Origin of the sequence: Bradyrhizobium sp. B120 (genome assembly GCF_049075665.1) — a bacterium.
Classification (GTDB): Bacteria; Pseudomonadota; Alphaproteobacteria; order Rhizobiales; family Xanthobacteraceae; genus Bradyrhizobium.
In genome coordinates this window covers 929377-954988 of record NZ_CP185242.1, presented here as the reverse complement: position 1 = coordinate 954988, position 25612 = coordinate 929377, and the positions used below count along the sequence as shown (strand labels likewise).

Here is a 25612-nt window from a genome sequence, read left to right as displayed (position 1 = left end):
GGCTTTGCTCTAGTTGACAAATCCTGCGGCAAATCCCGCCGGAAAACTACTCCGCGGTCCAGCCGCCGTCGATCGAGAGATTGGCGCCGGTGATCTGCGCGGCGTCGTCGCCGCACAGGAACAGCGCCAGCGCTGCGACCTGCTCGGAGGTGACGAACTCCTTGGTCGGCTGGGCGGCGAGCAGCACGTCCTTGATGACCTGCTCCTTGGTCATGTTGCGCGCCTTCATGGTCTCCGGAATCTGGTGCTCGACCAGCGGCGTCCAGACATAGCCCGGGCTGATGCAGTTGCAGGTGATCTTGAACTGCGCCAGCTCGAGCGCGGCGGTCTTGGTGAGGCCGGCGATGCCGTGCTTGGCCGAGACATAGGCCGACTTGAACGGCGAGGCGACCAGCGAGTGCGCGGAAGCCGTGTTGATGATGCGGCCCCAGCCGCGCTTCTTCATGCCGGGCACCGCGGCGCGAATCCCGTAGAACGCCGACGACAGATTGATCGCGATGATCGCTTCCCACTTCTCCGGCGGGAATTCCTCGATCGGCGACACGAACTGGATGCCGGCATTGTTGACGAGGATGTCGACCGAACCGAAGGTCTTCTCACCGAGCGCGATCATGTCGGCGATCTCGGCCGGCTTGGTCATGTCGGCCGGCGAATAGGCCGCCTTGACCTTGAAGTCGGTCTCGATGCCGGAACGCTCCTTCTCGATGTCGGCCGGAACGCCCATGCCGTTGATGACGACATTGGCGCCGGCGAAGGCGCGCGCATAAGCCAATCCGATGCCGCTGGTCGAGCCGGTCACAACGGCGGTCTTGCCTGTCAACGTACCCATTGTTCTTCGCTCCTATTTGCTTGCGGGGGGCGTGGGTTCATCCCCCGTGAGGTCGTAAGTCACCATGGTTTCCCCGGACTGCGGCCGTTCTAGCCATTCTTTGTGACGCATCGACAAATGCACGTCGCGGACGCCCGCGCCCCAGTGCTCGACCATCGCGACATGGGAGAAGTCGTAGTCCTTCGACGAGGTCTCGTAGTTCTTGCTCTTGTAGATCAGGTGAACCACCGTGACGGTGTTCTCCTTGGACGCCTTGCGCAGCAGTTCGACCGACGGATCGTTCTTCAGGTAATCGGGCAGCTTGCCGATCAGGTCGCGCACCGCCATGCGGGCGTTGTGGATCTGCCTGTTCTTGTCGGTGTTCATCCGCGTCCGGCTGGAATAGCGGATGTCCTTTTCGCGCTCGGCGGCTTCCAGCAACGTCTCGGGCAACGGTCCGCGCGCGCTGAACAGGTCGACCTGGAAGATCAGGAGATCGCGGCTGGTCTCCTCATCGAGCACGAAGTCGAGCGGGGTGTTGGAGGCGATGCCCCCGTCCCAGTAATGCTCGCCCTCGATCACGACGGCGGGAAAGCCCGGCGGCAGCGCGCCCGAGGCCATGATGTGCTCGGGGCCGATCTTCTTGCCGAGCTTCTTGAACTCGTAATTGTCGAAATAGCGGAAATTGCCCGAGGTGACGCCGACCGCGCCGACCGACAGCCGGGTCCTCAGATCGTTGATGCGATCGAAGTCGACCAGCCGCTCCAGCGTCTTCTTCAGCGGCGCCGTGTCGTAATAGCTCAGCGATTGCGAAGTGCCGGGCGGCCACAGCGGCGCCGGCGGAATCCGCGGCGTGAAGAAGCCGGGCACGCCGAAGGTCGCGATGATGGCGGCGCTGGTTTCGTTGAACAGCGAGCGGGCGCGCTCATGCTTGGAGACCGGATTCCAGGGCACCGGCGCCGATACCATCTCCCAGAATTCCTTGAGCCGCGGCACGCGCTTGTCCGGCTCGTTGCCGGCGATGATCGCGGCATTGATGGCGCCGATCGAGATGCCGGCGATCCATTCCGGCTCGAAGCCTGCATGACAGAGCGCCTGAAAGGCGCCGGCCTGATAGGAGCCGAGCGCACCGCCGCCCTGAAGAACCAGCACACGCTGCCCTTGCGCCGGCGTCGAGCCGGGCGCGGAATCCGAAGTATCCATTCGTAACCGTTCGGTTCGAAATGACTTGAGGGCGCACCGTGGCGGCTGTTCGCAGCCGCGTCAATCAACGAGATATGGAGGGGAGATCACGCGGAATTTATCGAGATCAGGTTGCCGCCAAAATGAGCGTCCAGAACACCTTGTATTTGGTATTCGGAGCATAAACGGCCGCGATGCCCATTTTTGTGACACCGCTTTTGAGCATGTTGGCCTTGTGCGGCGGTGAATCGCGCCAGCCCGAAAATGCCTCCGCGAGCGTGTGATAGCCGGCCGAGATGTTCTCGACCGCAACCGTCGCCGGGTAGCCGCCGGCCTCCAGCCGCTTGCCGAGCGGGGCCTTCACGTCATGGTCCATCTTGTTGCGGGCGGCCATCGCCTGCGACTGCTGCTCGGCGAGCCTGGTCAGGTCCGGGTCCACCACCACGGTGCCGAGGCCATTGTTCTGGCGGTACTGCGAAAACATGATCGCGGCGGCCTGGCTGTCCAGCACGGCACCGGGCTGCGCCATATTGAGATACATGGCCGGTTCTTCCGGGATTTTGGTGTCTGTGCCGCAGCCGGCAAGCACCAGAAGCCCGAACAGGGCGACCGTCGTCCGTTTCACTACTGAAAACCCCCAAGGTTGGCCCGCCGTTGTTGCATACCAACCGTGGCTGAATGGTGAACAGGGGCTAACTTTTGGCCATCAATAGCCACCGATCTCCGGGGACGCCGCGCGGCCGCGTAGCCCGGATGGAGCGGAGCGTAATCCGGGGCAGCCCATCCGCGGAACGCCCCCGGATTTCGCTGCGCTTCATCCGGGCTACGGCCCTAATCCTGGGCGGCAAAGATCCGGTAGCGGCGGGGCTGCAGCGAGACGATTTCGCCGGCCTGCAGCTCGCGGTCGCGGGGGGCGTCGATCTCGATCACGGTCCTGCCCTCGCTCCCCGCGAGGGCCACCTCGGCGCGCTGGATCGGACCGAACGAGCGGACATGCCGGATGGCGCCTTCCAGCGCCCCGGTTCCCGCCGGGCCGACCGCCATGTCGTGGCGGCGGACGAACAGCTTGGCCGCGCCGGACGCCGCGCCCAGGGCCGGAATGTTCAGGGGACGACCGTCGAGCCGGACGGCATCGCCGGCCACATCGACCGGCAGCACGATGGATTCGCCGATGAAGCCGTGCACGAAGGCGGTCGCCGGGTTGTCATAGACCTCGCCGGGCGAGCCGATCTGCTCGATCTTGCCCTTGTCCATCACCACCACGCGGTTGGCGACTTCGAGCGCCTCCTCCTGGTCGTGGGTAACGAAGATCGAGGTGACGTGGATCTCGTTGTGCAGCGAGCGCAGCCATTGCCTGAGCTCCTTGCGCACCTTGGCATCGAGCGCGCCGAACGGCTCGTCGAGCAGCAGGATCCGCGGCTCGATCGCAAGCGCGCGGGCCAGCGCAATGCGTTGACGCTGACCGCCGGACAACTGGCTCGGATAGCGGTTGGCGAGCCAGTCGAGCTGCACCAGATCGAGCAGGTTCTTGACGCGGGCGCGGATCGTCGCCTCGTCCTTGCGGATCGCGCGCGGCTGCACGCGCAGGCCGAACGCGACGTTCTCGAACACCGTCATGTGGCGGAACAGCGCGTAGTGCTGGAACACGAAGCCGACCTGACGCTCGCTGGCGCCGCGCGACAGCGCATTCTCGCCGTCGATCGCGACCTCGCCGGAGTCAGGCCAATCCAGCCCTGCGATGATCCGCAGCAGCGTGGTCTTGCCGGAGCCGGACGGGCCGAGCAACGCCAGCAGCTCGCCGTCGGCGACCTTGAGATCGACATTGTCGAGCGCGGCAAAGCTACCGAACTTCTTTACGATATTCTTGACTTCAATCGCCATCGGGCACCTCAGCCTCGTCGAGCCGCCGCTCGAGAACGGTTTTCGCCACCAGCGTGATCAGCGCCAGCATCGCCAGCAGCGACGCGATCGCGAACGAGGCGACGAACTGATATTCGTTGTAGAGAATCTCGACCAGGAGCGGCATCGTGTTGGTCTCGCCGCGGATATGGCCGGAGACCACGGACACCGCGCCGAACTCGCCCATCGCGCGCGCGTTGCAGAGCAAGACGCCGTAGAGCAGGCCCCATTTGATGTTCGGCAGCGTGACGCGGAAGAAGGTCTGCAGGCCGGAGGCGCCGAGCGAGATCGCCGCCTCCTCTTCCTGGGTGCCCTGCTCCTGCATTAGCGGGATCAGCGCGCGCGCCACGAAGGGGAAGGTGACGAAGATCGTCGCCAGCGCGATGCCGGGCACCGCGAACAGGATGTGGACGTCGTGCGCCTGCAGCCATGTTCCGAAATAGCCCTGCGCGCCGAACAGCAGCACGAAGACCAGACCCGAGATCACGGGCGAGACCGAGAATGGCAAGTCGATCAGCGTGATCAGGAAGGTCTTGCCGGTGAATTCGAATTTCGAGATCGCCCAGGCCGCGACCACGCCGAACACGAGGTTGAGCGTGACCGAGATCGCGGCGATCAGCAGCGTCAGCTTGATCGCAGCGAGCGCCTCGGGCTCGGCCAGCGCCGCGAAATAGGCGACGATGCCTTTCGAGAAGGCCGACGCAAACACGACGACCAGCGGCAGCACGACGAAGATGCTGAGGAAGGCGATCGCCAGCGCGATGATAATGAGGCGGATCGGACCCGGCTCGGTGCGCGGGTTGCGCCGCGCCGCGACCGGCTCGGCGCGCGCGATCTCGAGCCGCGGCGCCGGGGCCGCAACGCTGACATCGGTCGCGGGTGCGTAGGTCCGCAGTTGCGTGGTCGAGGTCGCCAATCCCGTCTGCATCGACATCTCGAACCTCAATGCACGGGAATGCGGGCTTGCGCCCAGCGCTGCAGCCGGTTGATCAGGAAGATGATCAGGAACGAGGCCACCAGCATCACGACCGCGATCGCGGTGGCGTCGGCGTAGCGGAACTCGGACAGCCGGATCACGATCAACAGCGGCGCGATCTCGGAGACGTTCGGCAGGTTGCCGGCGATGAAGATCACCGAGCCGTACTCACCGATGGCGCGGGCAAAGGCCAGCGCAAAGCCGGTGAGAAGCGCCGGGATCAGGCTCGGCAGGATGACGCGAAACACCGTGTGCCAGCGATTGGCCCCTAAGCTCGCGGCCGCCTCCTCGATCTCGGGATCGAGATCGATCAGCACCGGCTGCACCGTGCGCACCACGAAGGGAATGCCGATGAAGACCATCGCGATGAAGATGCCGATCGGCGTGAACGCGACCTTGATGCCGAGCTCGGCGAGCGGCGCGCCGAGCCAGCCCTTCTGGGCAAACAGCTGCGTCAGCGCCACGCCTGCAACCGCGGTCGGCAAGGCAAACGGAATGTCGACGATGGCGTCGAACAACCGCCGGCCCGGAAAACGGTAACGCACCAGCGCCCAGACGATGATGGTGCCCATCACCAGATTGACGCACGCGGCCGCAAACGAAAGCCCAAACGAAATCTTCAGGGCGTTCAGGGTGCGGCGGCTGGTGACGATGCCCCAGAACTGGTCGAGGCTGAGCTCGAACGTCTTGAGGAACAGCGCGGCCAGCGGAATCAGGATGATAACGGAGAGCCATGTCAGGGTCAGTCCCATGGTGAGACCGAACCCCGGCAGGCTACTGCGCCTTGCAACCGCTGTGCTCACAATTCCCCCTGTTCGACCAAAAGCGCGATATCTCGATCAGTTCTTGTAGATCTGATCGAAGATGCCGCCCTCGGCGAAGTGCTCCTTCTGCGCCTTGGTCCAACCACCGAAAACGTCGTCGATGGTGAAAAGTTCAACCTTGGCGAAGGATTTTTCGTACTCCTTGGCGATCTCGGGATCGCGCGGCCGGTAGGAGTTGCGCGCGGCGATCTCCTGGCCTTCCTTGGTGTACCAGTACTTCAGATAGGCTTCGGCGACGGCGCGGGTGCCCTTCTTGTCGGCAACCGTGTCGACGACGGCGACCGGCGGCTCGGCCAGGATCGACTGCGCCGGGGCCACGATCTCGAACTTGTCCGGACCGAATTCGCGCAGCGCCAGAAAGGCTTCGTTCTCCCAGGCGAGCAACACGTCGCCGACACCGCGCTCGACGAAGGTCACGGTCGAACCGCGCGCACCGGTGTCGAGCACCGGGACGTTCTGATAGAGATCGGCGACGAACTTCTTCGTCTTGTCGACTGATCCGAACTTCTTCTGCGCATAGCCCCAGGCGGCGAGATAGTTCCAGCGCGCGCCGCCCGAAGTCTTCGGGTTCGGCGTGATCACGGCAACACCGGGCTTGATCAAATCGTCCCAATCCTTGATGCCCTTGGGATTGCCCTTGCGAACCAGGAACACGATGGTCGAGGTATAGGGCGAGGCGTTGAGCGGCAACCGCTTCTGCCAGTCGGTGGCAATGAGGCCCTTGCCCGCGATCGCGTCGATGTCATAGGCCAGCGCCAGCGTGACGATATCCGCCTGCAATCCGTCGATCACCGAGCGCGCCTGCGAGCCCGAGCCGCCATGCGACTGCTTGATCTCGACGCTCTTGCCGGTTTCCTTCTGATAGGCCGCGGCGAACGCCTTGTTGAAATCGACATAGAGCTCGCGCGTCGGATCGTAGGACACGTTGAGCAGCGAATAGTCGGCCGCGAAGGCCGAGCTCGCCCACAACAATCCCGCGACCAGCGGCAGCATACGACGGATCATTTCTGTCTCCATTCAACCTGAGCATGTCAGGGAACACGCAAGACATAACTCACGGTGAAGTGGCCCGAAGTCAACGAAACCGGTTTTCTTTGTTTTCAGCGGCGCAGCGCGCTTGTGCTACGAAGCCGCCGCACCGCGAAGGCTTTGTCACGTCGCCAAATCGCGATGAACCATTGCAATCTGGCGAAGCGCTCTACGGCAATTTCATTGTGTGGATGCCGCATTCCGTCTTCGCCCGGCCCCGCCAGCGGCCGTCGCGCGCATCCTCGCCGGCTGCAGCCCGGCTCGAGCAAGGCATACACCCGACCGACTGATATCCCGATGCGACAAGTGGATGCGGCGGCAGTCCGCCGAGCGTGTAGATCGCCTCGATCTCCTCGCGCGAGACGTTGGCGAACGGATTGAATTTCAGCCTGACGCCGTCGTCCTCGACAACAGCGATGTCGGCGCGGGCGCCGCCCTGGAAGCGCTTGCGGCCGTTGATCCAGCCGGCGAACGGCTTCAGTGCGCGCGCCAAAGGCTCCACCTTTCGGATGCGGCAGCAGGCGTCGGGATCGCTGAACCACAATTCGCGGTCCGGATCGAGGCGCGACAGCGCCTGCTCATCGGGCTTGATCGAGCGCACATCGGTGAGGCCGAGCGTCTTGATTAGCGTGTCACGATAAGCCAGCGTCTCCTCGAACAGCCAGCCGGTGTCGAGAAAGACCACCGGGATCGCCGGATCGACGTCCGCCATCACCTTGAGCAGCGCGGCGGACTCGGTGCCGAACGACGACACCAGCGCCAGCTTCTCGCGGCCGACCGTCTGTAGCGCGGCCGCGATCACCTCGGCGGGCGACGCCTTGCGCAGCGCGCGATCGAGCGCATCCGCCGGCGGCAATCCGCTCGGCTGTGCCGTCAGCTCTGGTGCAAGCGTGCTCACTGGCCGGCGCTCTCCGAGTGACGCAACTGCATGCGGCGGTTGAGCGCGGTGACGCGGCCGTCGCCGGTGGGCTGGTAGAACACCGAATAACGCTTCATGGTCTGGGCGAACGCGTCGGCGTCAGCATCCTTCTTCACCTCGAAGGCGTCGAAGCCGGCGCGCGTCATGAACACGAACTGGTCGCGCAGGATCTGCCCGGTGGCGCGCAGCTCGCCGTCGTAACCATAGCGCTCGCGCAGCAGGCGGGCCTGGCTGTAGGCACGGCCGTCGCGGAAGGTCGGGAACACCAGCGCGACCGAGGCCAGCCGATCGAGATGCGGCACGAGTTCGTCGAGGTTGCGGTTGTTCGGCCAGATCACCCCGAGCTTGCCGGGGCGGCGCAGCAGCGCCTCCGGATCGGCGAGAAAGCGCTCGGCGGTCACCAGCACTGCGCCGTCACCCGGCAGCTCGGCGCCGTCGGCGACATGTACGAACAGATCGGTGGTCAGTCTTCCCTGCTTAACGAGTGGCATAGACGCGCTCCCTGAAAGGCTCGACGCCCAGACGCTTCACCGTGTCGACGAACAATTCCTCGGGACGGTCGCGCAGCGCGAGATAGGCTTCGACAATGTCTTCGATCACGTCGGCGACTTCCGCATAGGGAACGGCCGGGCCGATCAGGGTGCCCATCTGCGCGTTCTCGTCGGCGCGGCCGCCGATCGTGATCTGATAAAACTCCTCACCGTTCTTCTCGACGCCGAGAATGCCGATGTGGCCGACATGGTGATGGCCGCAGGCATTGATGCAGCCGGAGATATTGATGTGCAGCCGGCCGATCAGGTCGGCGGTGTCGTGGTTGGCGAAACGGCGCGTCAGCTCCTGCGCGATCGGGATCGAGCGCGCATTGGCCAGCGAGCAGTAATCCAGCCCCGGGCAGGCGATGATGTCGGTCACCAAATTGACGTTCGGCGTCGCGAGGCCGAGGCGGTCCAGCGCCTTGAACAGCGCAGGCAGGTCGCGCTTGGCGACGTGCGGCAGCGCCAGGTTCTGCTCGTGGCCGACGCGGATCTCGCCGAACGAATATTTGTCGGCGAGGTCGGCGACCGCGTCCATCTGCTCGGCGGTGGCATCACCGGGCGGGCCACCGACCGGCTTCAGCGACAGCGTCACGATCGAATAGCCCTGCACCTTGTGCGCCGACACAGAGTTCTTGCGCCAGCGCTCGAACAGCTTGTCGTGGGCGGCCTGCTTCAGCTCGTCCGGCATGTGCGGCAGCTTTTCGTAGGCCGGATAGGAGAAGCGCGAGCGGACCTCCTCGATGGCAGTGTGATCGAGCGTCAGCCCGACATCGCCCATCGCCTTCCACTCCTCGTCGACTTCCTTGGCGAACTTCTCGATGCCGAGCTCGTGCACCAGGATCTTGATGCGCGCCTTGTAGATGTTGTCGCGGCGGCCGTACTGGTTGTAGACGCGCAGGATCGCCTCGATGTAGCTGAGGATATCGCGGCCGGGGACGAACGGCTTGATGGTCTTGGCGATGAACGGGGTGCGGCCGAGACCGCCGCCGACCAGCACTTCGAAACCGGTCTCGCCGTCGGCGTTCTTGTGCAGGCGCAGCCCGATGTCGTGGATCTTGATCGCGGCGCGATCATGTTCTGCGGCGGTGATCGCGATCTTGAACTTGCGCGGCAGGAACGAGAATTCCGGATGCAGCGTGGTGTGCTGGCGGATCAGCTCCGACCAGATCCGCGGATCCTCGATCTCGCCCGGCGCGACGCCGGCCCACTGGTCCGAGGTGACGTTGCGCATGTTGTTGCCGGAGGTCTGCATCGCATGGATGCCGACCTCGGCGAGATCGGACAGCGCGTCCGGCAGCTCGGCGAGCTTGATCCAGTTGAACTGGATGTTCTGCCGCGTGGTGAAGTGGCCATAGCCGCGGTCGTAGCGGCGCGCGACATGGGCGAGCCGGCGCAGCTGCTTCGACGACAGCGTGCCGTATGGGATCGCGACGCGGAACATGTAGGCGTGCAGCTGCAAATACACGCCGTTCTGCAGGCGCAGGATCTTGAATTCGTCCTCGGTGAGCTCGCCGGAAAGGCGGCGCTTCACCTGATCGCGGAATTCCGAAACACGCTCGTTGATCAGCGTGCGGTCGAGTTCGTCATAAGCATACATGTTCGATGAGCCTTACGCCGGCGCGCCTTACGCGGGGACCTGGAGATCGATGGTGACGCCCTTGGCGCGGATATGTTCGCGAAGGTTGCCGGGCTTGACCTTGCCGCCGTCCTTGAGCTCGACCGGCGCGATATAGGGGCCGACCGCGCCGACGTCGTCGGCGGTGGCTTCAGCCAGCAGCGCGCGGGCCTCGTCAGACGTGGTCACGATCGCAGAGTCGGAGAGTTCGGTGGACCAGCCTTGCTTGGCGGTTCGGTACACGACAGCGCCATCCCAGGTCCGGTTGGCGGTCACCATCGAGGGGCCTGTGATCCTGATTTTCTTCTGTTCGAGCGGAGAGGTCATTCGGCAGCTTTCAGCAGTTCGGAGAACATCTGGTTGGAGAACAGTTGGGTGACGTTGGATCGGCTCCACGGCGCGGAATGCGCGACCACGTCGCCGATGATGAGGACGGCGGGACCGCCATCGACCTGTTTGACCAGCTCGGGCAGCCGCGCCAGCGTTCCGACCGCGGCCTTGGCGTCGGGCCGCGTCACGCGCGCGAACACGCCGACCGGCGTCTCCGGCGAGCGGCCGGCGGCGAGCAGGCCTTCGCGGATCGAGGGCGCCGCGGTCATGCCCATGTAGACGACGACGGTCATCTTGGTGTCGGTCAGCACCGACCAGTCGACGACTTCGGCATCGCGCGCCTTGTGCGCGGTCAGGAAGGTGATGCGCAGCGCCTCGTGCCTGAAGGTCAGCGGCACCTCGAACTGCGCGGCCGCGCCCAGACCGGCGGAGATCCCGGGAATAATGGAGTAGGCGACGCCGGCATCGCGCAGCGCCTCGATTTCCTCGCCGCCGCGGCCGAACACAAAGGGATCGCCGCCCTTCAGCCGCACCGCGCGCTGGCCCGACTGCGCCGCCTCGATCATCAGGCGGTTGATCGCGTCCTGGCCGATGCCCGGCTTGCCGATGCGGCGGCCGACCGGAATCCGCGCGGCATCGCGCCGGATGCGGTCGAGAATTTCTGGTGACACCAATTCGTCATAGAACACGACGTCGGCGTCCTGCAGCGCGCGCAGCGCCTTCACGGTGAGCAGGTCCGGATCGCCCGGACCGGCGCCGACCAGCGTCACATGGCCGATGGCTTTGCCGTCCAGGTTCGCGCCGGCGAATGCGGCGGGATTCGCGATCGCGTTCAACGCCTGCTCGGCCTCGTCCTTGCGGCCGGCCAGCACCAACGCGCCGATCGGGCCGTCGACGATGCGCTCCCAGAACCGGCGGCGCAGCGGAAACTCTTCGATGCGAGCATGGATCGATTTACGAAAGTGTCCGATGAAACCCGCGAGATCTCCGATCCGCGCCGGCACCACCGCCTCGATCTTCTCGCGGATGCGACGCGCCACGACCGGCGATGTGCCGCCGGTTCCGACCGCGACCACGACATCGCCGCGATCGACGATCGCAGGCATGATGAAGGTGGAGTGCACGAGGTCGTCCATCACGTTGACCGGCAGGCCAATCGCCTTGGCGCGGACCGACATCGCAACACCGACCTCGCCTGCGCCGGCGCAGAGCACCGCGATGACATCGGACAGATCGGCTGCGAGCGGATCGCCCTCGGCGCGCTCGATGCGCGCGGCGTCCTCCGCCGCGATGCCGGCGAGCTCATGATCACCGTCGGTCGCGTACCAGCGAACCGCGGCGCCGGCAGCGGCGAGCAGCCGCAGCTTGGCGCGCACGAGCTCGCCCGCTCCAACGAGCAGCACCTTGCCGCTTTGCAGATCCAGAAACACCGGCAGATATCGCATCAGACACTCGCTTCCCCAATTTGGGGGTTGACTGAAATTATTTTCTATTTATCTCTCGATCAAGCCCAGCAAAGAGAAAATTATTTCTTCTCTATTGCAGCGCAACTTTAGAATTTTCAACTCCACAGGCCAAGGCCAAGAGATGCATCTTCTCGACAACGAATCCGCCGCTGCCGGAACGCGGTCCGCAGCCCTTCGCAGTGCATCTTCCGTGCCGGGGATTCCTGCCAATCAGGCCCCCCCGTCCATGGATCATCTCGATGAGCTGGAGGCGCAGAGCATCTACATTCTGCGCGAGGCGTTCGCCCGGCTGAAGAAGCTCGCGCTGCTGTGGTCGCTCGGCAAAGACTCCAATGTGATGATCTGGCTGGCGCGCAAGGCGTTCTTCGGCCGGGTCCCGTTCCCGGCGCTACATGTCGACACCGGCAAGAAGTTTCCGGAGATGTATGCGTTCCGCGATCGCTTCGGCAAGGAATGGGACCTCGACCTGCGCGTCGAGCCCTGCCCGCCGATCGACAGCGTCGACCCGACCCTGCCGCCGGCCGCGCGCTCCGCCGCACGCAAGACCGAGGGCCTGAAGCTCGCGCTCAATAAATTCGGCTTTGACGGATTGATCGCCGGCATCCGCCGCGACGAAGAGGCAACGCGCGCCAAGGAGCGCGTGTTCTCGCCGCGCGGCCTCGAAGGCGAATGGGACGTCCGCGACCAGCCGCCGGAATTCTGGGATCACTTCAACGCCTCGCCGCCGCAGGGTGCGCATTTGCGCATCCATCCGATCCTGCATTGGACCGAAGCCGACATCTGGGCCTACACCAAGCGCGAAGGCATTCCGATCATCCCGCTCTATCTCGCCAAGGACGGCAAGCGCTATCGCTCACTGGGGGATCAGGACATCACCAACCCGGTGGCTTCGACCGCATCCAGCATCGACGAAATCCTGGATGAGCTCGAGAACACCAAGATCCCGGAGCGCGCCGGCCGCGCACTCGATCACGAAACCGAGGATGCGTTCGAGCGACTGCGTGTCGCCGGCTATCTCTGATCCCAGTTTGGCGTGAGTGCTCTGATGAACATGATCCTTCCCACCGCCTCGATCTCGGCGACCCCCAACGGCACCACACGTCCCCAGGTGCGCATCGTCATCGTCGGCCATGTCGACCATGGCAAGTCCACCCTGGTCGGCCGCCTGCTGCATGAGACCGGCAGCCTGCCGGACGGCAAGCTGGAGATGCTGAAGGCGGTCAGCGCGCGGCGCGGCATGCCGTTCGAATGGTCGTTCCTGCTCGACGCGCTGCAGACCGAGCGCGACCAGGGCATCACCATCGACACCACCCAGATCCGCTTCCGCACCCGCTCGCGCGACGTCGTGCTGATCGACGCGCCCGGCCACGCAGAGTTCTTGCGCAACATGATCACCGGCGCCTCGCAGGCCGACGGCGCGGTGTTGATCATCGACGCGCTCGAAGGCGTCCGCTCGCAGACGCGGCGGCACGGCTATCTCCTGCATCTGCTCGGCGTGAAGCAGGTCGCGGTCGTCGTCAACAAGATGGACCGGGTCGATTTCAGTGCCGACCGCTTCAAGGAGATCAGCGACGAGATTTCCGCGCATCTGATCGGCCTCGGCGTGACGCCGACCGCGGTCGTCCCGATCTCGGCGCGCGACGGCGACGGCGTTGCCGAGCACACGCCGCGGATCGGATGGTACAAGGGACCGACCGTGGTCGAGGCGCTCGATGCGCTCGAGCCGGCACCACAGCTGGCGGAGCTGCCGCTGCGGCTGCCGGTGCAGGCGATCTACAAATTCGACGACCGCCGCATCGTTGCCGGCCGCATCGAGTCCGGCAGCCTGAAGGCCGGCGACGAGATCGTCATCATGCCCACGGGTAAGATCGCGAAGATCAAGACGGTCGAGAGCTGGCCGGTGACGCCGGTGCACGGCCCACAGGGCGCCGGGCGCTCGGTCGGCATCACGCTCGATCGCGAGCTGTTCCTCGAGCGCGGCGACGTCATCGGACATAGCGGGCAGAGCCCGCGCGACACCCGCCGCATCCGTGCGCGTATTTTCTGGCTGCACGACAAGCCGCTGACCAAGGGCGAGCAGATCCTGATCCGGCTCGGCACCAGGGAAAGCCGCGCCACCGTGGTCGCGATCGAAAAGGCGATCGATCCCGGCGCGCTGTCCAACGAAGAGAACACCGCGATCGCGCGCAACCATGTCGGCGAAATCGACATCTCGCTGGCGCAGCCGGTTGCGACCGATCCCTACACCGACAATCCGCGCACCGGCCGCCTCGTGATCGAGGTCAACGGGCGCATCGCCGGCGGCGGCCTCGTGCTGTCGGTCGATGCCGGCCGGCCCGCGGTGCCGATCGACATCGTGCCGGTGGAATCCGCGCTGCGGCCGGACGAGCGCTCGGCGCGCTACCATCACAATGGCGCGGTGATCTGGCTGACCGGCCTGCCCGGCTCGGGCAAGTCGACGCTGGCGCGCGCGCTGGAACGGCGGCTGTTCAGCAATGGCGGGTCGCCGATCCTGCTCGACGGCGACACCTTCCGCGCCGGGCTGAACAGCGACCTCGGCTTCTCGCCGCAGGATCGCACCGAGAATATCCGCCGCCTCGCCGAGGTCGCGACCCATCTGGCGCGCAACGGCCATATCGCCATCGTCGCCGCGGTCTCGCCGTCGACCACCGACCGCGCGGCAGCTCGCCGTATCGCCGACAGCGCGTTCCGCGAAGTCTATGTCGCCACACCTGCCGAGGTCTGCGAGACCCGCGATCCCAAGGGCCACTACGCCAAGGCGCGCTCGGGCGCGCTGCAGGGCTTCACCGGCATCGGCAACGATTATCAGCCGCCGACCGGCAATGAACTCACCATCGACACCTCGAACCGCTCGGTGACTGAAGCCACCGACGAGATCGAGCGGATGCTGGCCACCACCGGCATCCTGTTCGACGAACTGACCGACCTCGCGGCGAATATCTGACCTTGCTCAACTGTCGTCGTCCGGCTCGACCGGACGACCCAGTATTCCAGAGACAGCCGTTATTGAGCCGATGGGCCGCGGCGTACTGGATGCCCCGCTTAAAGCGGGGCATGACAGCGGTGTCGGTTCGGCTGATGCCTATTCCGCCGCGCGTTGGCTTCCAGCCGCGTGCCGCACCATCCCCGGCGATTGCCCGGTGACACGCTTGAACGCGCGGCTGAACGCCGCCTGTGACGCATAGCCGAGCCGTTGCGCGATCACATCGATCGGCTGGCGCTCATGCTCAATCCACTGTGTCGCGAGGCGCATGCGCAGTTCGGCAAGGTAGCGCAGCGGCGATTGACCGGTCATTGACTGGAAGCGCTCGGCGAACAGCGAGCGCGAGCAACCCGCCTCCGCCGCCAATTCAGCAACCGTCCAGTTGCGGCCGGGAGCGCGATGCAGCGCGCCGATGGCGCGGCCGAGACGCGGATCGCGCAAGGCCTCGAACCAGCCCATGGCGTTGGCGCCGCCGCATTCGACCCAGCCGCGCACGATCGACGCGGCGAGAACATCGGCGAGCCGCGCCATCACGCCGACGGAGCCGGCCCGCGGCGTACAGGTCTCCCGCTCCATCGCCTTCAGCATGGGTTCGATTTCCGGCTGGCGCACCAGCAACGTGTCGGCCCGCATCACTTCCGGCATCAGCGCGATCAGCGGGCGCATGCCGCCGAGATCGAAATTCATGCAAGCGCTGAAGACCAGGACCGACTCGTCCTGCGGGCATCCGTCAGGGCAGGCCGATGTCACATCGACATTGCCGCACAGCGTCTCGGTCTCGAAACGATCGACGTCGCAGCTCGGCTCGTCCGGGGCCGAGACGAGATCATGCGCGCCGCCGCGCGGCAGGAAAATTGCGTCACCGCATCCAAGAGGAAGCAGCGTCGCATCGGCGTAGCGCAGCAGCGCCGGGCCGTGGGCAACGAAGTGGAATTGCGCGCGTCCGTACGGCGTCTCGAAGCGGAAGCCGAACGGCGCCCGCGTCTCCACCCGACGGTAGTGAACGCCCTCAAGCCGCATGCCGAGCAACAATTCGCTCACCAGATCGACGGCGGGATCGGTCGTATCGGCGGCGGGCGATCTGGACGAACGATCAAACATTTGGGTGTTTATGGCATAGATTGTCCAAAACCTCCAGCCTATGTCTGCGGCAGCGCAGCATAAGATGGAAGTTTCTGACAATGGATCAAGAAGTGAACCCCGATTTGGCGCAGGCCGATGCCGTTGCGCTGATGCCGGGCGAAGTCGCTCTCAAGGCTGGTGACAAGCCGGCCGCGTCGGAGAAGTCCGCCTGGGGCGCCGTCGTCGCCATGATGCTGGGTGTCACCGCGCTTCTGACCGCGGAGTTCCTGCCGTCCGGCCTGTTGACGCCGATGGCGAGGGACCTCGGTGTAAGTCCGGGCCTCGCCGGTCAGGCGGTGACGGCGACCTCGCTGGCCGGCCTGGTCGGAGCGTTGTTCACGCCGAGACTGACGCGCAGCTTCAATCGCAAGCCGGTGCTGCTCAGCTTCTCGATTCTGCTGGTCATCTCCAACCTGTTGGTGGCGCTGGCGCCGAGCATCACGTTCCTGCTGGCGGCGCGGATCGTGCTCGGCCTCGCCATCGGCGGCTTTTGGGCGATGGCGGCAGCGACGACGATCAGGCTGGTGCCGCCGTCGCTGGTTGCACGGGCCTTGTCGATCGTGATGAGCGGCATTCCCGCCGCGATGATCATCGCCGTTCCGCTTGGCAGCTATCTCGGCGAGGTCGCGAGCTGGCGCTCCGTGTTCCTGCTCGCGACGGCATTGGGCGCAGCGGTGTTCGTCGTCCAGGCGCTGGCTTTGCCGCGTCTGGCGCCGAGAGGAGAAGCCGGGCTCGGCACCCTGGTCGACATCCTGACACGGCCGGGGATCGGCGCCGGCATCTTCGCGGCAACCTTGGTCTTCACCGGACACTTCGGCTATTTCGGCTACATCCGTCCCTTCCTTGAAAGCGTGACCGGGCTTGGCGCGGCCGGCGTTGCGGCGACGTTGCTGGCTTTCGGCGTCGCCAACTATATCGGCTCGTTTGCGAGCGGGCTGATGGCCGAGCGCAAACTCAAGCTCACGCTGATCGCAATGCCGCTGGCGATCAGCGTGATCGGTCTGTTGCTCTCGCTCTATGGCAAGGACGTCATTCCGGCGCTGGTGCTGGTCGCACTCTGGGGATTCGCCTTCAGCGGCGTACCGGTGGCGACGACGACCTGGATCACCCGCATGGTGCCCGATGAGACCGAAAGCGGCACCGGCCTGACGGTGGCCTCGATCTTCCTCGGCATCACCATGGGCGCGGCGGGCGGCGGGCTGGTGCTCGATTTGATGGGCGCGGCGGCGGTGTTTGTGGCGGGCGCAATTCCCTTGTTGCTCGCCGCATTGCTGATCGCCACCAAGGTACGGACCAGGGCGCCGTAACGGCGTCCTTACGAGACTGGGTCTGGCTTTGGAAATTCCACGGCGGCTGCCGGTGCAGCGCCCGGGGGAAAGGGGGCCTTCTCAGAGCCGTGGCTTTAGGGCAAAAAGGGCCGTGAACGCCGCCTTTGGCGCGTTTTTTGCTGATTTCTTTCGAAAACAGCCCCTAAACGCCCCATTTCTTTGAGAAAGCCCATCATGACTCGTGTCGATGCCCATGGATTGAAGATCGCCCCTGTCCTGTTCGATTTCATCGCCAAGGAGGCGACGCCGAAAACCGGGATCGCGCCTGACGCGTTCTGGGCAGGACTCGCCGCCATCATCCAGAAGCTCGGCCCGAAGAACCGCGAGCTGCTCGGGGTCCGCGACGCGCTGCAGGCCAAGATCGACGACTGGCATCGCGCCAACAAGGGCAAGGCGTTCGACATCAACGCCTACACCGCGTTCCTCAAGGACATCGGCTATCTGCTGCCCGAGCCCGCGACCCACAAGGTCGAGACATCAAATGTCGACGAGGAAATCGGCAAGATCTGCGGCCCGCAGCTCGTGGTGCCGCTGACCAACGCCCGCTACGCGCTGAACGCCGCCAACGCGCGCTGGGGTTCGCTGTACGACGCCTTCTACGGCACCGACGCGATCCCGCACGATCCGAGCGAGAGTGGCAAGGGTTACAACAAGGCCCGCGGCGACAAGGTGATCGCGAAGGCGAAGGCGTTCCTCGACGCCGCCGTGCCGCTCGCGACCGGGAGCCACACCGACGTGACCTCCTACGCCGTGATCGCAGGCCAGCTCTCGGTCAAGCTGAAGAGCGGCAATTCGACCGCGCTGAAGAACGCCGCCCAGTTCGCCGGCTATCTGGGCGACGCCGCCCAGCCCACCGCGATCCTGCTCGTCAACAACGGCATGCATGTCGAGGTCAAGATCGACCGCAGCAACGTCATCGGCAAGGACGATCCGGCCGGCGTCGCCGACATGATCCTGGAATCGGCGGTCTCGACCATTCTGGACATGGAAGACTCCGTCGCCGCCGTCGACGCCGAGGACAAGGTGCTGGTCTATCGCAACACGCTGGGCCTGATGAACGGCACGCTGTCGGCCGATTTCGACAAGGGCGGCAAGACGCTGACCCGTTCGCTCAATGCCGACCGCGTCTACAAGAAGCCCGACGGCAGCGAGCTGAAGCTGCACGGCCGCAGCCTGCTCTTGATGCGCAATGTCGGCCACCACATGTTCACCGACGCGGTGCTTGATGCCAAGGGCGAGGAGATCCCCGAAGGCCTGCTCGACGCCGCGGTCGCCGGCCTGCTCGCGATCCACGACCTCAAGGGCAATTCCAAGGTCAAGAACAGCCGCACCGGCTCGGCCTATATCGTCAAGCCGAAGATGCACGGCCCCGACGAGGTGACGCTGACCTGCGACCTGTTCGCCGAGGTCGAGAAGATGCTGTCGCTGCCGGAGAACACGCTGAAGGTCGGCATCATGGACGAGGAGCGCCGCACCACGGTCAACCTCAAGGCCTGCATCCAGCGCGCCTCCAAGCGCATCATGTTCATCAACACCGGCTTCCTCGACCGCACCGGCGACGAGATCCACACCTCGATGGAAGCGGGTCCGATGATCCGCAAGAACGACATGAAGGCGCAGCCGTGGATCAAGGCCTATGAGGACTGGAACGTCGACAACGGCCTGATCGACGGCCTGCCCGGCCATGCCCAGATCGGCAAGGGCATGTGGGCGGCGCCCGACAAGATGGCCGACATGCTGACGCAGAAGATCGGCCATCCGCAGGCCGGCGCCACCACCGCCTGGGTGCCGTCGCCGACCGCGGCCACGCTGCATGCGCTGCACTATCACCAGGTCAACGTAAGCGCCCGGCAGCAGGAGCTCACCAAGGGCGGGCCGCGCGCCAAACTCTCCGACATCCTCACCATTCCGGTGTCGCAGTCGAACTGGGCGCCGGACGATGTGAAGCAGGAGATCGACAACAACTGCCAGGGCATCCTCGGCTACGTCGTGCGCTGGATCGACCAGGGCGTCGGCTGCTCCAAGGTGCCCGACATCCACGATGTCGGCCTGATGGAAGACCGCGCCACGCTGCGCATCTCGAGCCAGCATCTGGCGAACTGGCTGCATCAGGGCGTCATCACCAGGGATCAGGTGATGGAGTCGCTGAAGCGCATGGCCGTCGTCGTCGACAAGCAGAACGCCGGCGACGCCCTCTACAAGCCGATGGCGCCGGCGTTCGACGGCGTGGCCTTCAAGGCGGCCTGCGACCTCGTGTTCGAGGGACGGACGCAGCCGAACGGCTACACCGAATACATCCTCACCGCGCGCCGCCGCGAGGCCAAGGCCGTGGGTTGATCCCGCGAAGTCGACAAACAAAAGCCCCGGCGATGAGCCGGGGCTTTTTTGTTGGCGCTGCGCGTGATGCTGGAACAGCCGGATGGACGCACTGCCAAAATATCGAAAACAACCCCATGCACAGTAGCCGGCGGCTGCCGGCGGACACGGCAACTTGACTCGTCGGGCAAATCAGCTGCATACTTCTATTATCCAGAAATCATGCGGACGCCCTCTCGGAGTCATCATCCGCCATGCGTGCGCGGGTGATGACCCCCGAGAGGCGGTTTGACAACTTGAATCGCGCCCCACCCGCATCGTCGTCCCTGCGAAAGCAGGGACCCATAACCACGAATGGTAGTTGTTGGATAATGCCGGAACGACGCATCCCGTTCACAATAAGAGCCGCGGAGTATGGGTCCCTGCTTTCGCAGGGACGACACCGGGACAAGCGGCGGCCTCTCGGCTCAGACACTGCTGCCTCTCAAATACTGGATCACCCGCTTTCGCAAAGCCCTCGCGCATGCGGGTGATCCAGTATTCCAGAGACCACAGTGCTTGAATCGAGAAGCCGCAGCGTACTGGATATCGCGTTCTAGAACACCGCGAGATATTTCAGCAGCGAGACGATGCCGATGATGATGACGACGACGCGCGCGATCTGCTTGGCGCGGCCGTCGAGCGGCAGCATGTTGATGAGATAAAGAACGAGAATAATGACAAGGAAGGTGACAAGTACGCCGACGAGCATGCGGGGCCCCCTGATGGCATCGGTGAATGTGCTGTTCGCTTGTTGCTAACGTGCGAGAGCAAGGCCGGTTCCAGCGAACGGAACCGAAAGTGGCCGACCTCGCTTGATCGACGCTATTCGCGCGCCAGCACCGGCGCGCGCTGATACTTGGCGCGGATGCGATCCGGCGCCGGCGTGAAATTGAGAGATGCCCCGCGCCGGTCCGGGCGGCCGACGGACATCAACCCGTCCTTGCCGGCGACGATGTCGCCCTTGCGCAAGGTCGGATCGTCCTCGATTTTCACCGTGGCGAGCCCGACAGTGTCCTTGCCGTTGCAGGTGCAGCCCGAAACGATCTCGTCGCGATAGCGGAATGCGTTCGGCAGCTCGGAATACGGCTTGCCGTCTTCGGTCGCGGCGCTGTCGATGTTGCCGCCATAGACCACTTCGGTCGCGCTCGCCGGGCAGAAACTGTTGCAGCTCTCTGCCTTGCTCTGGTTGCCGGTCGCAGCTAGCGGGAAATAGCGGCCGTCGCAGGTGCGCACGCAATAGGCCTGGCCGCCGTCATAGCGCGCGCGGCGTTCGGCCCGCGGCATAGGCGCCGGGCCATCATCGAACGGCATCCGGATCACCGGCGGACGGCCGTGCATGAAGCCGCCGAACAATTGCGAGAAGAAATCCTGGGCTTGCGCCCCGGACGCAAGGGACAGGCCGAGCAATGCCGCCGTCCCGAACACCCACCGCCTCACGTGCCGCTTCACCATCACCAACCCTCAGTCCAACGCCGATCCCGAGAGCCCCGTTCCGATTGAATCGGAACGAGGCTCTAGTTTCTTGTTTGACGCGTTTTCTTCACGCGAACCGGTATCCGCTTCGCTCGAAAACGCTCTAGTACAACGAGGAAGTCGCCGGGATGTTCAACGCCTGACGGCCGGAAGGCAGCGTCATCACCGCTGGGCGCGGCTGCATCGGCGCCGGCCGGACCGAGATCTGCGTCGTGCTCGGGCCGAGCTCGCGCGCGGCAAGATGCGGTGCGTTCTTCGGCAGCACCACCACCTTGGTGCCGACGTCGACCCGGCTGAACAGGTCGGAGACGTCTTCGTTGGTCAGGCGGATGCAGCCCGACGACACGAACTTGCCGATCGTCGACGGATCGTTGGTGCCGTGGATGCGATACTCGCTGGAGCCGAGATACATTGCGCGGGCACCAAGCGGGTTGCCGGGGCCGCCGGCCATGAACCGCGGCAGATAGGGCTGGCGCTTGATCATCTCGGCCGGCGGATGCCAGTCCGGCCACTCGGCCTTGCGGCTGATGGTCTGGGTACCCGCCCAGGTGAACCCCTCGCGGCCGACGCCGACGCCGTAACGGATCGCTCGGCCGCCGCCCAGCACGTAATAGAGCGCGGTGTTGCCGGTATCGATGATGACGGTGCCGGGCGCCTCTGATGTGTTGAGCGCGACGGTGGTGCGGCGCAGCCGCTCCGGCAGCGCGCCGTCCTCGGTCGAGGGATCGTTCATCACCTCGTCGGAGGGGAATCCGCCCGGCTGCGTCGACGCATAGCCGAGCGCGGAGGAGCGCACTTGAGCGCTCGCCGAATTGGCGACAATGAACGGCGTCGCGAGCAGGACGCTGGCGAAAGCAAAGGTGCGGACAAGGGTGCGCGCGGCGCGCGACGCAAGCCGGCGGCTGGAGAGAGACTGCTGTGTCATGTGCTGCCCCTGGACGGGATGCGCATCATGGTGATGCGATGTCCAACCAACGCACGTAGCCGTGAGACAGTTCCGCTGCGAATCGTCGCGAAGCCGCGATTGTCAACCCGCCGCATCTCACGAACGCGCGATGGAACCTTTGCCGGGGCAAGGCCGTTGTCACGCGCAATTTGACGCGAAATTCATTTGTCCCATTCGGGAGGAGTCTGGTGCGCGCCTTTCCGGGTGAACGTATGCTTGGCAACGCGCCCGAAGGCACGCCCCTCCCCGACAGCACAGCCGAAACGCCCCCGGTGATCAGCCGCGCCGAAGCCGTCGCCTTCGCGCTGGTCGCGCTGCTGGTGATCGTCATCGTCGGGGTGCTCTATCTGGCGCGGGCCTTCTTCCTGCCGATCACCATGGCCTTCATCGTCGGCACCATGCTGTCGCCGGCGGCGAGCCTGCTCGAGCGCTACCGGATCCCGCGCGCGCTCGGCGCCGTGCTGATCGTGATCGCGGTCGGCGCCGCCGTCAGCTTCATGGTCGGTCTGATCGCCTCGCCGGTGATGGAATGGAGCTCGCGGCTGCCCGAGCTCGGGGCGATCATGAAGGAGAAGCTGCATGTGTTCGACCGGCCGCTCGCGCTGTGGCAGGAGCTGCAGAGCATGGTCGGCGGCCCCGACACGCTCGCCAACCTCCAGCTGCCGAAATTCGAATGGGTGCAGCCGACGCTGGAATTCGTGTCGCCGACCTTCGCCGAATTCCTGCTGTTCATCGCCACCCTGATCCTGTTCATCGCGAGCTGGAAGGATCTGCGCCGCGGGCTGGTGATGACCTTCAGCGACCGCGCGGCACGATTGCGCACGCTGCGTATCCTCAACGAGGTAGAGACCAATCTCGGCAATTACCTGCTGACGGTGACGATGATCAATGTCGGCATCGGCATAGTCACCGGTGCGATCTGCGCGGCGACGGGAATGCCGAACCCGGCCGGGCTCGGCGCGCTCGCTGCGACGCTGAACTTCATTCCGATCATCGGCCCGGTCGCGATGTTCGTGGTGCTGGTGGCGGTCGGCATCGTCTCCTCGCCGACCATCGGCGCCGGGCTGATCGCGCCGGCGTGCTTTGCCGTCGTGACCTTCATGGAAGGGCATTTCGTGACGCCGACGATCGTCGGCCGCAGGCTGTCGCTGAATGCGCTCGCGGTCTTCCTCGCGCTCGCATTCTGGACCTGGCTGTGGGGCCCGATGGGCGCCTTCCTGTCGTCACCGCTGCTGATCGTGGCGTTGATCGTGAAAGAGCATTTGATGCCTGACAGTTCGCCGCAGCTACCTGAGGATTAACAGAGCGTTTTCAAGCGAAGTGGGCACCGGTTCGCGTGAAGAAAACGCGTCGAACAACAGAGCCCGGTTTCGCATCTGGAACCTTTGCATGGTGCGAAGCGTTTTTCTCCTGACACGCGCGTGCTCCGGGAGCTTTCGGTTTCGAGCACGGACAGCGCATTTGGGATCAGGACCATGACGGATAACGCGACCTACGAACGCCTCGAAAAGGATGTCACTGCCGTGAAGAACGATATCGCAGCCCTCACCGAACAGATCACCGACGCGCTCAATTCGTTTGCCAACAACGCAGGCAAGCAGGCCCGCCGCCACTACAAGGATGCGCGCGCCAACGCCGAATCGACGCTCGACGACATGTCGGAGCGCGGCAGCGCGATGATGGGCGCGGCGCAGGATGCGGCATCCTCGATCGAGGAATCGCTGGAAGAGGTGATCACGCAGCGGCCGCTGGCGACCGTCGGCCTTGCGCTCGGCCTCGGCTTTTTGATCGGCCTCACCTGGCGGCGCTAGGTCATGCGCAAACCACCGCTCTGGACGCGATGGCAGCGCTGGCGCGCCGCCGCCTCGTTTGTCGATGCGCTTTTCAAGGCGAGATTCAAGGCAAGATTCAAAGCAAGGCTTTTCAGGACAAGGCTGGTCAATGCTTCAGCGGCTGATCGATGACGTCAAGCAATCCACTGGGAGCGCGCTGCGGCTGACCTCGCTCGCGGCCGCCGCCGCGGTGGCGCTGTTCATCACCACCGCCTTCCTGTGCGCGGCCGCCTTCGTCTATGTGCTGCAGCACTATGGTCCGGTGGAAGCGTGCCTGTCCGGCGCCGCGGTGTTCCTGGTCGTCACGCTGATCGCGATTGCCGTTTACACGGCGCGCAAGCGAGAGATGCGCCGCCGCGCGGAGAAAGCGGCCAAGGCCGCGAAATCGGCCGCAGCGACAATGTTCGCCGACCCCGCACTGATCGCCACCGGCCTGCAGATCGTGCGGGCCATCGGCGTGAAGCGGCTGATCCCGATCCTGGCGGTCGGCGGCCTCGCGCTCGGCCTGATGGCAAGCCGCAGCGCCGCCGGCAGCAGCGAGCCGGACGAAGAGGAATAAGACCCATCATCGTCATTCCGGGGCGCGCGAAGCGCGAGCCCGGAATCCATTTCACCACCAGAGATGCGGCCTGATGGATTCCGGGCTCTCGCTTCGCGAGCCCCGGAATGACGACGATGGAGGTGGGCGCCCCCTTCTCAGGTCACGCAGCGGCCGGGCTGCAGCAGCTTGGCCACTTCGGTCAGGACGCTGACGACGGGCTCGCAGGCCACCTTGCGGGTGTCGCCGGGACGCGCACGCGCCGGCGCTGCGAGGGGGTGATTGCGGGCCTCTTCCCGCGCCACGGGAACACGGACCAGGACCGACGTATCGGGAAGCCGATCAACCTTCAGCGCGACGGTCCGGCTCGGCAGGGCGGCCATCGGAACCTCGGCACGGTCGGTCTTGGCGGCGCGATTGACCGCGCTCTCCGGCGCCAATTGGGTGGTGACCTGCTGTCCGCCAATGAGATCGTGGCCGGACGCCAGTTGGACCGCGCCAAGCGTCAATCCAGCCGCCAACGCAGCGAAAATTCCCTTTTGAATCTTTGACATGGTGATGTCCCTCGCCCCATGGAAATTCCCGTTGGCGATCACGGACACAACGCGAGCGAAACCTGTGGGGTTCTCGCGTCCGGCCATCACTTAACCGTGTACGAAAAAATTTTGATTCCCGCGGAACGAGTCCGGGGGTCTGCGAGTCATTGGAAGAGCCGGTTATTCCCCCTGCCCCATTGACCGGCGACGTAGGGCGCGACCGTGGTGATGCCGGTCGCGCCCTGCTCTTTTTTCGGCGGTTGTTTTCGGGGTTTGCCGCAAACGATGCGTCAGCCGGCCTGTCACTCAGCCGTCGCAATTGAAGCCCGGCGTTGAAGGAGCGGCCCTTCCGCCGAGCGAGAGGGCTGTCTGCTTCAGGCATTGTCGTTTGATGGCATGTCCTGGGATCGAACGACCGTCACTTCACGGCAGGACAGGCAACGACCGACATGAAACTTGATTCCAGTCGTCTGGTCGTCGACGAGCATCAATTCGCTCAAGGGCTCGCCGCATTTGCAAGTGACCGTTTTCTGATCGGCAAAATACATCTGACGTCCTCCATAAGCCCGGAGATTTCATCGCGTCATTCGGGCGAACTCGCTTGCGCTCGCCCCTCGCTTCGGCTCCTTCTCGGTCTGTCAGATCCGTCCAATCCGGACGATGGATGGGGCTCTCGGCGCTTATTTTGTAGCGGATGGCTTCCGTGATTCCGCGGCTTCACGCGCCTGCCGCTCGGCCTTGAGGCGGTGGAAGTTGTTGTAGAACGCCTTCTCGTGGGCGAGATGCTCCTTCATCGCCTGCGATGCGTCTTGCTGACGCTGCTCGCTACGAACCTTGCGCTGCTGGGGAGTAAGATTCATACGACCTCCAACTAAGTTCTTGAATCAACGC

At 64.8% G+C, this 25612-nt stretch carries 26 protein-coding genes; 7 read left to right on the top strand and 19 right to left on the bottom strand.

Annotation, left to right across the window (positions count from 1 at the left end):
* Positions 1-46 precede the first annotated feature (46 nt).
* From ACOIX3_RS04475 to cysG, 12 genes are all read right to left on the bottom strand, one after another.
* Entirely contained in the window at positions 47-829 is a 783-nt protein-coding gene (locus tag ACOIX3_RS04475; protein ID WP_420968569.1) for a 3-hydroxybutyrate dehydrogenase, read from the bottom strand.
* 12 nt (positions 830-841) lie between these two features.
* Positions 842-2011, bottom strand: a complete 1170-nt coding sequence (locus tag ACOIX3_RS04470; RefSeq protein ID WP_420968568.1) for a DUF3734 domain-containing protein — start codon at positions 2009-2011, stop codon at positions 842-844.
* A gap of 106 nt (positions 2012-2117) precedes the next feature.
* Complete coding sequence (locus ACOIX3_RS04465) at positions 2118-2615, bottom strand: CAP domain-containing protein (protein ID WP_076860877.1); 498 nt, start codon at positions 2613-2615, stop codon at positions 2118-2120.
* A gap of 206 nt (positions 2616-2821) precedes the next feature.
* Entirely contained in the window at positions 2822-3871 is a 1050-nt protein-coding gene (locus ACOIX3_RS04460; protein ID WP_420968567.1) for a sulfate/molybdate ABC transporter ATP-binding protein, read from the bottom strand.
* Complete coding sequence (gene cysW / locus ACOIX3_RS04455; protein WP_420968565.1) at positions 3861-4823, bottom strand: sulfate ABC transporter permease subunit CysW; 963 nt, start codon at positions 4821-4823, stop codon at positions 3861-3863. The genes ACOIX3_RS04460 and cysW overlap by 11 nt, the downstream gene beginning before the upstream one ends.
* An 8-nt stretch (positions 4824-4831) precedes the next feature.
* Complete coding sequence (gene cysT, locus ACOIX3_RS04450) at positions 4832-5617, bottom strand: sulfate ABC transporter permease subunit CysT (RefSeq protein ID WP_249132002.1); 786 nt, start codon at positions 5615-5617, stop codon at positions 4832-4834.
* A gap of 87 nt (positions 5618-5704) precedes the next feature.
* Entirely contained in the window at positions 5705-6694 is a 990-nt protein-coding gene (locus ACOIX3_RS04445; protein ID WP_420968564.1) for a sulfate ABC transporter substrate-binding protein, read from the bottom strand.
* Between the two features lie 193 nt (positions 6695-6887).
* Positions 6888-7616: a phosphoadenylyl-sulfate reductase gene (locus ACOIX3_RS04440; RefSeq protein ID WP_420968563.1), complete on the bottom strand. Its 729-nt coding sequence runs from the start codon at positions 7614-7616 to the stop codon at positions 6888-6890.
* The gene (locus tag ACOIX3_RS04435; RefSeq protein WP_229172086.1) at positions 7613-8128 is read right to left on the bottom strand and encodes a DUF934 domain-containing protein; all 516 of its coding nucleotides are present in this window, start codon (positions 8126-8128) and stop codon (positions 7613-7615) included. Before ACOIX3_RS04435 ends, ACOIX3_RS04440 begins: the two co-directional genes overlap by 4 nt.
* On the bottom strand, positions 8115-9770 hold the full coding sequence (locus ACOIX3_RS04430; RefSeq protein ID WP_420968562.1) for a nitrite/sulfite reductase: 1656 nt from the start codon (positions 9768-9770) through the stop codon (positions 8115-8117). The genes ACOIX3_RS04435 and ACOIX3_RS04430 overlap by 14 nt, the downstream gene beginning before the upstream one ends.
* 27 nt (positions 9771-9797) lie before the next feature.
* Positions 9798-10115, bottom strand: a complete 318-nt coding sequence (locus ACOIX3_RS04425) for a DUF2849 domain-containing protein (RefSeq protein WP_074131355.1) — start codon at positions 10113-10115, stop codon at positions 9798-9800.
* Complete coding sequence (gene cysG, locus ACOIX3_RS04420; protein ID WP_420968561.1) at positions 10112-11563, bottom strand: siroheme synthase CysG; 1452 nt, start codon at positions 11561-11563, stop codon at positions 10112-10114. Before cysG ends, ACOIX3_RS04425 begins: the two co-directional genes overlap by 4 nt.
* Before the next feature lie 247 nt (positions 11564-11810).
* Between cysG and cysD the strand changes: the two genes are divergently transcribed.
* Positions 11811-12605 carry a sulfate adenylyltransferase subunit CysD gene (gene cysD / locus ACOIX3_RS04415; RefSeq protein ID WP_092118904.1) on the top strand — a complete coding sequence of 265 codons (795 nt, stop codon included), beginning with the start codon at positions 11811-11813 and terminating at the stop codon, positions 12603-12605.
* 24 nt (positions 12606-12629) lie between these two features.
* Positions 12630-14549, top strand: a complete 1920-nt coding sequence (gene cysC / locus ACOIX3_RS04410; protein ID WP_420968559.1) for an adenylyl-sulfate kinase — start codon at positions 12630-12632, stop codon at positions 14547-14549.
* A gap of 138 nt (positions 14550-14687) precedes the next feature.
* Here cysC and ACOIX3_RS04405 read toward each other — a convergent pair whose 3' ends face one another.
* Complete coding sequence (locus tag ACOIX3_RS04405; RefSeq protein WP_420968558.1) at positions 14688-15689, bottom strand: AraC family transcriptional regulator; 1002 nt, start codon at positions 15687-15689, stop codon at positions 14688-14690.
* 92 nt (positions 15690-15781) lie between these two features.
* Between ACOIX3_RS04405 and ACOIX3_RS04400 the strand changes: the two genes are divergently transcribed.
* Positions 15782-17017 carry an MFS transporter gene (locus tag ACOIX3_RS04400; protein WP_420968557.1) on the top strand — a complete coding sequence of 412 codons (1236 nt, stop codon included), beginning with the start codon at positions 15782-15784 and terminating at the stop codon, positions 17015-17017.
* A gap of 195 nt (positions 17018-17212) precedes the next feature.
* Positions 17213-19375 carry a malate synthase G gene (locus ACOIX3_RS04395; protein ID WP_420968556.1) on the top strand — a complete coding sequence of 721 codons (2163 nt, stop codon included), beginning with the start codon at positions 17213-17215 and terminating at the stop codon, positions 19373-19375.
* Between the two features lie 574 nt (positions 19376-19949).
* On the opposite strand, the gene ACOIX3_RS04390 is transcribed toward ACOIX3_RS04395, so the two are convergent.
* The 3 genes from ACOIX3_RS04390 to ACOIX3_RS04380 form a co-directional block, all read right to left on the bottom strand.
* Complete coding sequence (locus tag ACOIX3_RS04390; protein ID WP_021076357.1) at positions 19950-20105, bottom strand: Thivi_2564 family membrane protein; 156 nt, start codon at positions 20103-20105, stop codon at positions 19950-19952.
* A 113-nt stretch (positions 20106-20218) separates the two neighbouring features.
* Positions 20219-20848, bottom strand: a complete 630-nt coding sequence (locus ACOIX3_RS04385) for a DUF2865 domain-containing protein (RefSeq protein ID WP_420968554.1) — start codon at positions 20846-20848, stop codon at positions 20219-20221.
* 124 nt (positions 20849-20972) lie between these two features.
* Positions 20973-21794, bottom strand: a complete 822-nt coding sequence (locus ACOIX3_RS04380) for a L,D-transpeptidase (protein WP_420968552.1) — start codon at positions 21792-21794, stop codon at positions 20973-20975.
* 209 nt (positions 21795-22003) lie between these two features.
* Between ACOIX3_RS04380 and ACOIX3_RS04375 the strand changes: the two genes are divergently transcribed.
* The 3 genes from ACOIX3_RS04375 to ACOIX3_RS04365 all read left to right on the top strand — a co-directional run bounded on the left by ACOIX3_RS04375 (position 22004) and on the right by ACOIX3_RS04365 (position 24206).
* Complete coding sequence (locus ACOIX3_RS04375) at positions 22004-23116, top strand: AI-2E family transporter (protein ID WP_420968551.1); 1113 nt, start codon at positions 22004-22006, stop codon at positions 23114-23116.
* Positions 23117-23290: 174 nt separating this feature from the next.
* Positions 23291-23626, top strand: a complete 336-nt coding sequence (locus ACOIX3_RS04370; RefSeq protein WP_420968550.1) for a DUF883 family protein — start codon at positions 23291-23293, stop codon at positions 23624-23626.
* 130 nt (positions 23627-23756) lie between these two features.
* Entirely contained in the window at positions 23757-24206 is a 450-nt protein-coding gene (locus tag ACOIX3_RS04365; RefSeq protein WP_420968549.1) for a hypothetical protein, read from the top strand.
* A gap of 137 nt (positions 24207-24343) precedes the next feature.
* Here the strand turns inward: ACOIX3_RS04365 and ACOIX3_RS04360 are convergent, their stop codons facing one another.
* The 3 genes from ACOIX3_RS04360 to ACOIX3_RS04350 form a co-directional block, all read right to left on the bottom strand.
* Positions 24344-24739: a hypothetical protein gene (locus tag ACOIX3_RS04360; protein ID WP_420968548.1), complete on the bottom strand. Its 396-nt coding sequence runs from the start codon at positions 24737-24739 to the stop codon at positions 24344-24346.
* 356 nt (positions 24740-25095) lie between these two features.
* Complete coding sequence (locus ACOIX3_RS04355; protein WP_420968547.1) at positions 25096-25269, bottom strand: hypothetical protein; 174 nt, start codon at positions 25267-25269, stop codon at positions 25096-25098.
* A gap of 132 nt (positions 25270-25401) precedes the next feature.
* Positions 25402-25581, bottom strand: coding sequence for a hypothetical protein (locus ACOIX3_RS04350; protein ID WP_420968546.1), 180 nt, complete (start codon positions 25579-25581; stop codon positions 25402-25404).
* Positions 25582-25612 lie beyond the last annotated feature (31 nt).

What these genes read in the sequence shown, in the direction of transcription:
- ACOIX3_RS04475 (WP_420968569.1), bottom strand. Translation starts at nt 829, where the DNA reads ATGGGTACGTTGACAGGCAAGACCGCCGTTGTGACCGGCTCGACCAGC.
- ACOIX3_RS04470 (WP_420968568.1), bottom strand. Translation starts at nt 2,011, where the DNA reads ATGGATACTTCGGATTCCGCGCCCGGCTCGACGCCGGCGCAAGGGCAG.
- ACOIX3_RS04460 (WP_420968567.1), bottom strand. Translation starts at nt 3,871, where the DNA reads ATGGCGATTGAAGTCAAGAATATCGTAAAGAAGTTCGGTAGCTTTGCC.
- cysW (WP_420968565.1), bottom strand. Translation starts at nt 4,823, where the DNA reads ATGTCGATGCAGACGGGATTGGCGACCTCGACCACGCAACTGCGGACC.
- cysT (WP_249132002.1), bottom strand. Translation starts at nt 5,617, where the DNA reads ATGGGACTGACCCTGACATGGCTCTCCGTTATCATCCTGATTCCGCTG.
- ACOIX3_RS04445 (WP_420968564.1), bottom strand. Translation starts at nt 6,694, where the DNA reads ATGATCCGTCGTATGCTGCCGCTGGTCGCGGGATTGTTGTGGGCGAGC.
- ACOIX3_RS04435 (WP_229172086.1), bottom strand. Translation starts at nt 8,128, where the DNA reads ATGCCACTCGTTAAGCAGGGAAGACTGACCACCGATCTGTTCGTACAT.
- ACOIX3_RS04430 (WP_420968562.1), bottom strand. Translation starts at nt 9,770, where the DNA reads ATGTATGCTTATGACGAACTCGACCGCACGCTGATCAACGAGCGTGTT.
- ACOIX3_RS04425 (WP_074131355.1), bottom strand. Translation starts at nt 10,115, where the DNA reads ATGACCTCTCCGCTCGAACAGAAGAAAATCAGGATCACAGGCCCCTCG.
- cysG (WP_420968561.1), bottom strand. Translation starts at nt 11,563, where the DNA reads ATGCGATATCTGCCGGTGTTTCTGGATCTGCAAAGCGGCAAGGTGCTG.
- cysD (WP_092118904.1), top strand. Translation starts at nt 11,811, where the DNA reads ATGGATCATCTCGATGAGCTGGAGGCGCAGAGCATCTACATTCTGCGC.
- cysC (WP_420968559.1), top strand. Translation starts at nt 12,630, where the DNA reads ATGAACATGATCCTTCCCACCGCCTCGATCTCGGCGACCCCCAACGGC.
- ACOIX3_RS04405 (WP_420968558.1), bottom strand. Translation starts at nt 15,689, where the DNA reads ATGTTTGATCGTTCGTCCAGATCGCCCGCCGCCGATACGACCGATCCC.
- ACOIX3_RS04395 (WP_420968556.1), top strand. Translation starts at nt 17,213, where the DNA reads ATGACTCGTGTCGATGCCCATGGATTGAAGATCGCCCCTGTCCTGTTC.
- ACOIX3_RS04390 (WP_021076357.1), bottom strand. Translation starts at nt 20,105, where the DNA reads ATGCTCGTCGGCGTACTTGTCACCTTCCTTGTCATTATTCTCGTTCTT.
- ACOIX3_RS04385 (WP_420968554.1), bottom strand. Translation starts at nt 20,848, where the DNA reads ATGGTGAAGCGGCACGTGAGGCGGTGGGTGTTCGGGACGGCGGCATTG.
- ACOIX3_RS04380 (WP_420968552.1), bottom strand. Translation starts at nt 21,794, where the DNA reads ATGACACAGCAGTCTCTCTCCAGCCGCCGGCTTGCGTCGCGCGCCGCG.
- ACOIX3_RS04370 (WP_420968550.1), top strand. Translation starts at nt 23,291, where the DNA reads ATGACGGATAACGCGACCTACGAACGCCTCGAAAAGGATGTCACTGCC.
- ACOIX3_RS04365 (WP_420968549.1), top strand. Translation starts at nt 23,757, where the DNA reads ATGCTTCAGCGGCTGATCGATGACGTCAAGCAATCCACTGGGAGCGCG.
- ACOIX3_RS04360 (WP_420968548.1), bottom strand. Translation starts at nt 24,739, where the DNA reads ATGTCAAAGATTCAAAAGGGAATTTTCGCTGCGTTGGCGGCTGGATTG.
- ACOIX3_RS04355 (WP_420968547.1), bottom strand. Translation starts at nt 25,269, where the DNA reads ATGTATTTTGCCGATCAGAAAACGGTCACTTGCAAATGCGGCGAGCCC.
- ACOIX3_RS04350 (WP_420968546.1), bottom strand. Translation starts at nt 25,581, where the DNA reads ATGAATCTTACTCCCCAGCAGCGCAAGGTTCGTAGCGAGCAGCGTCAG.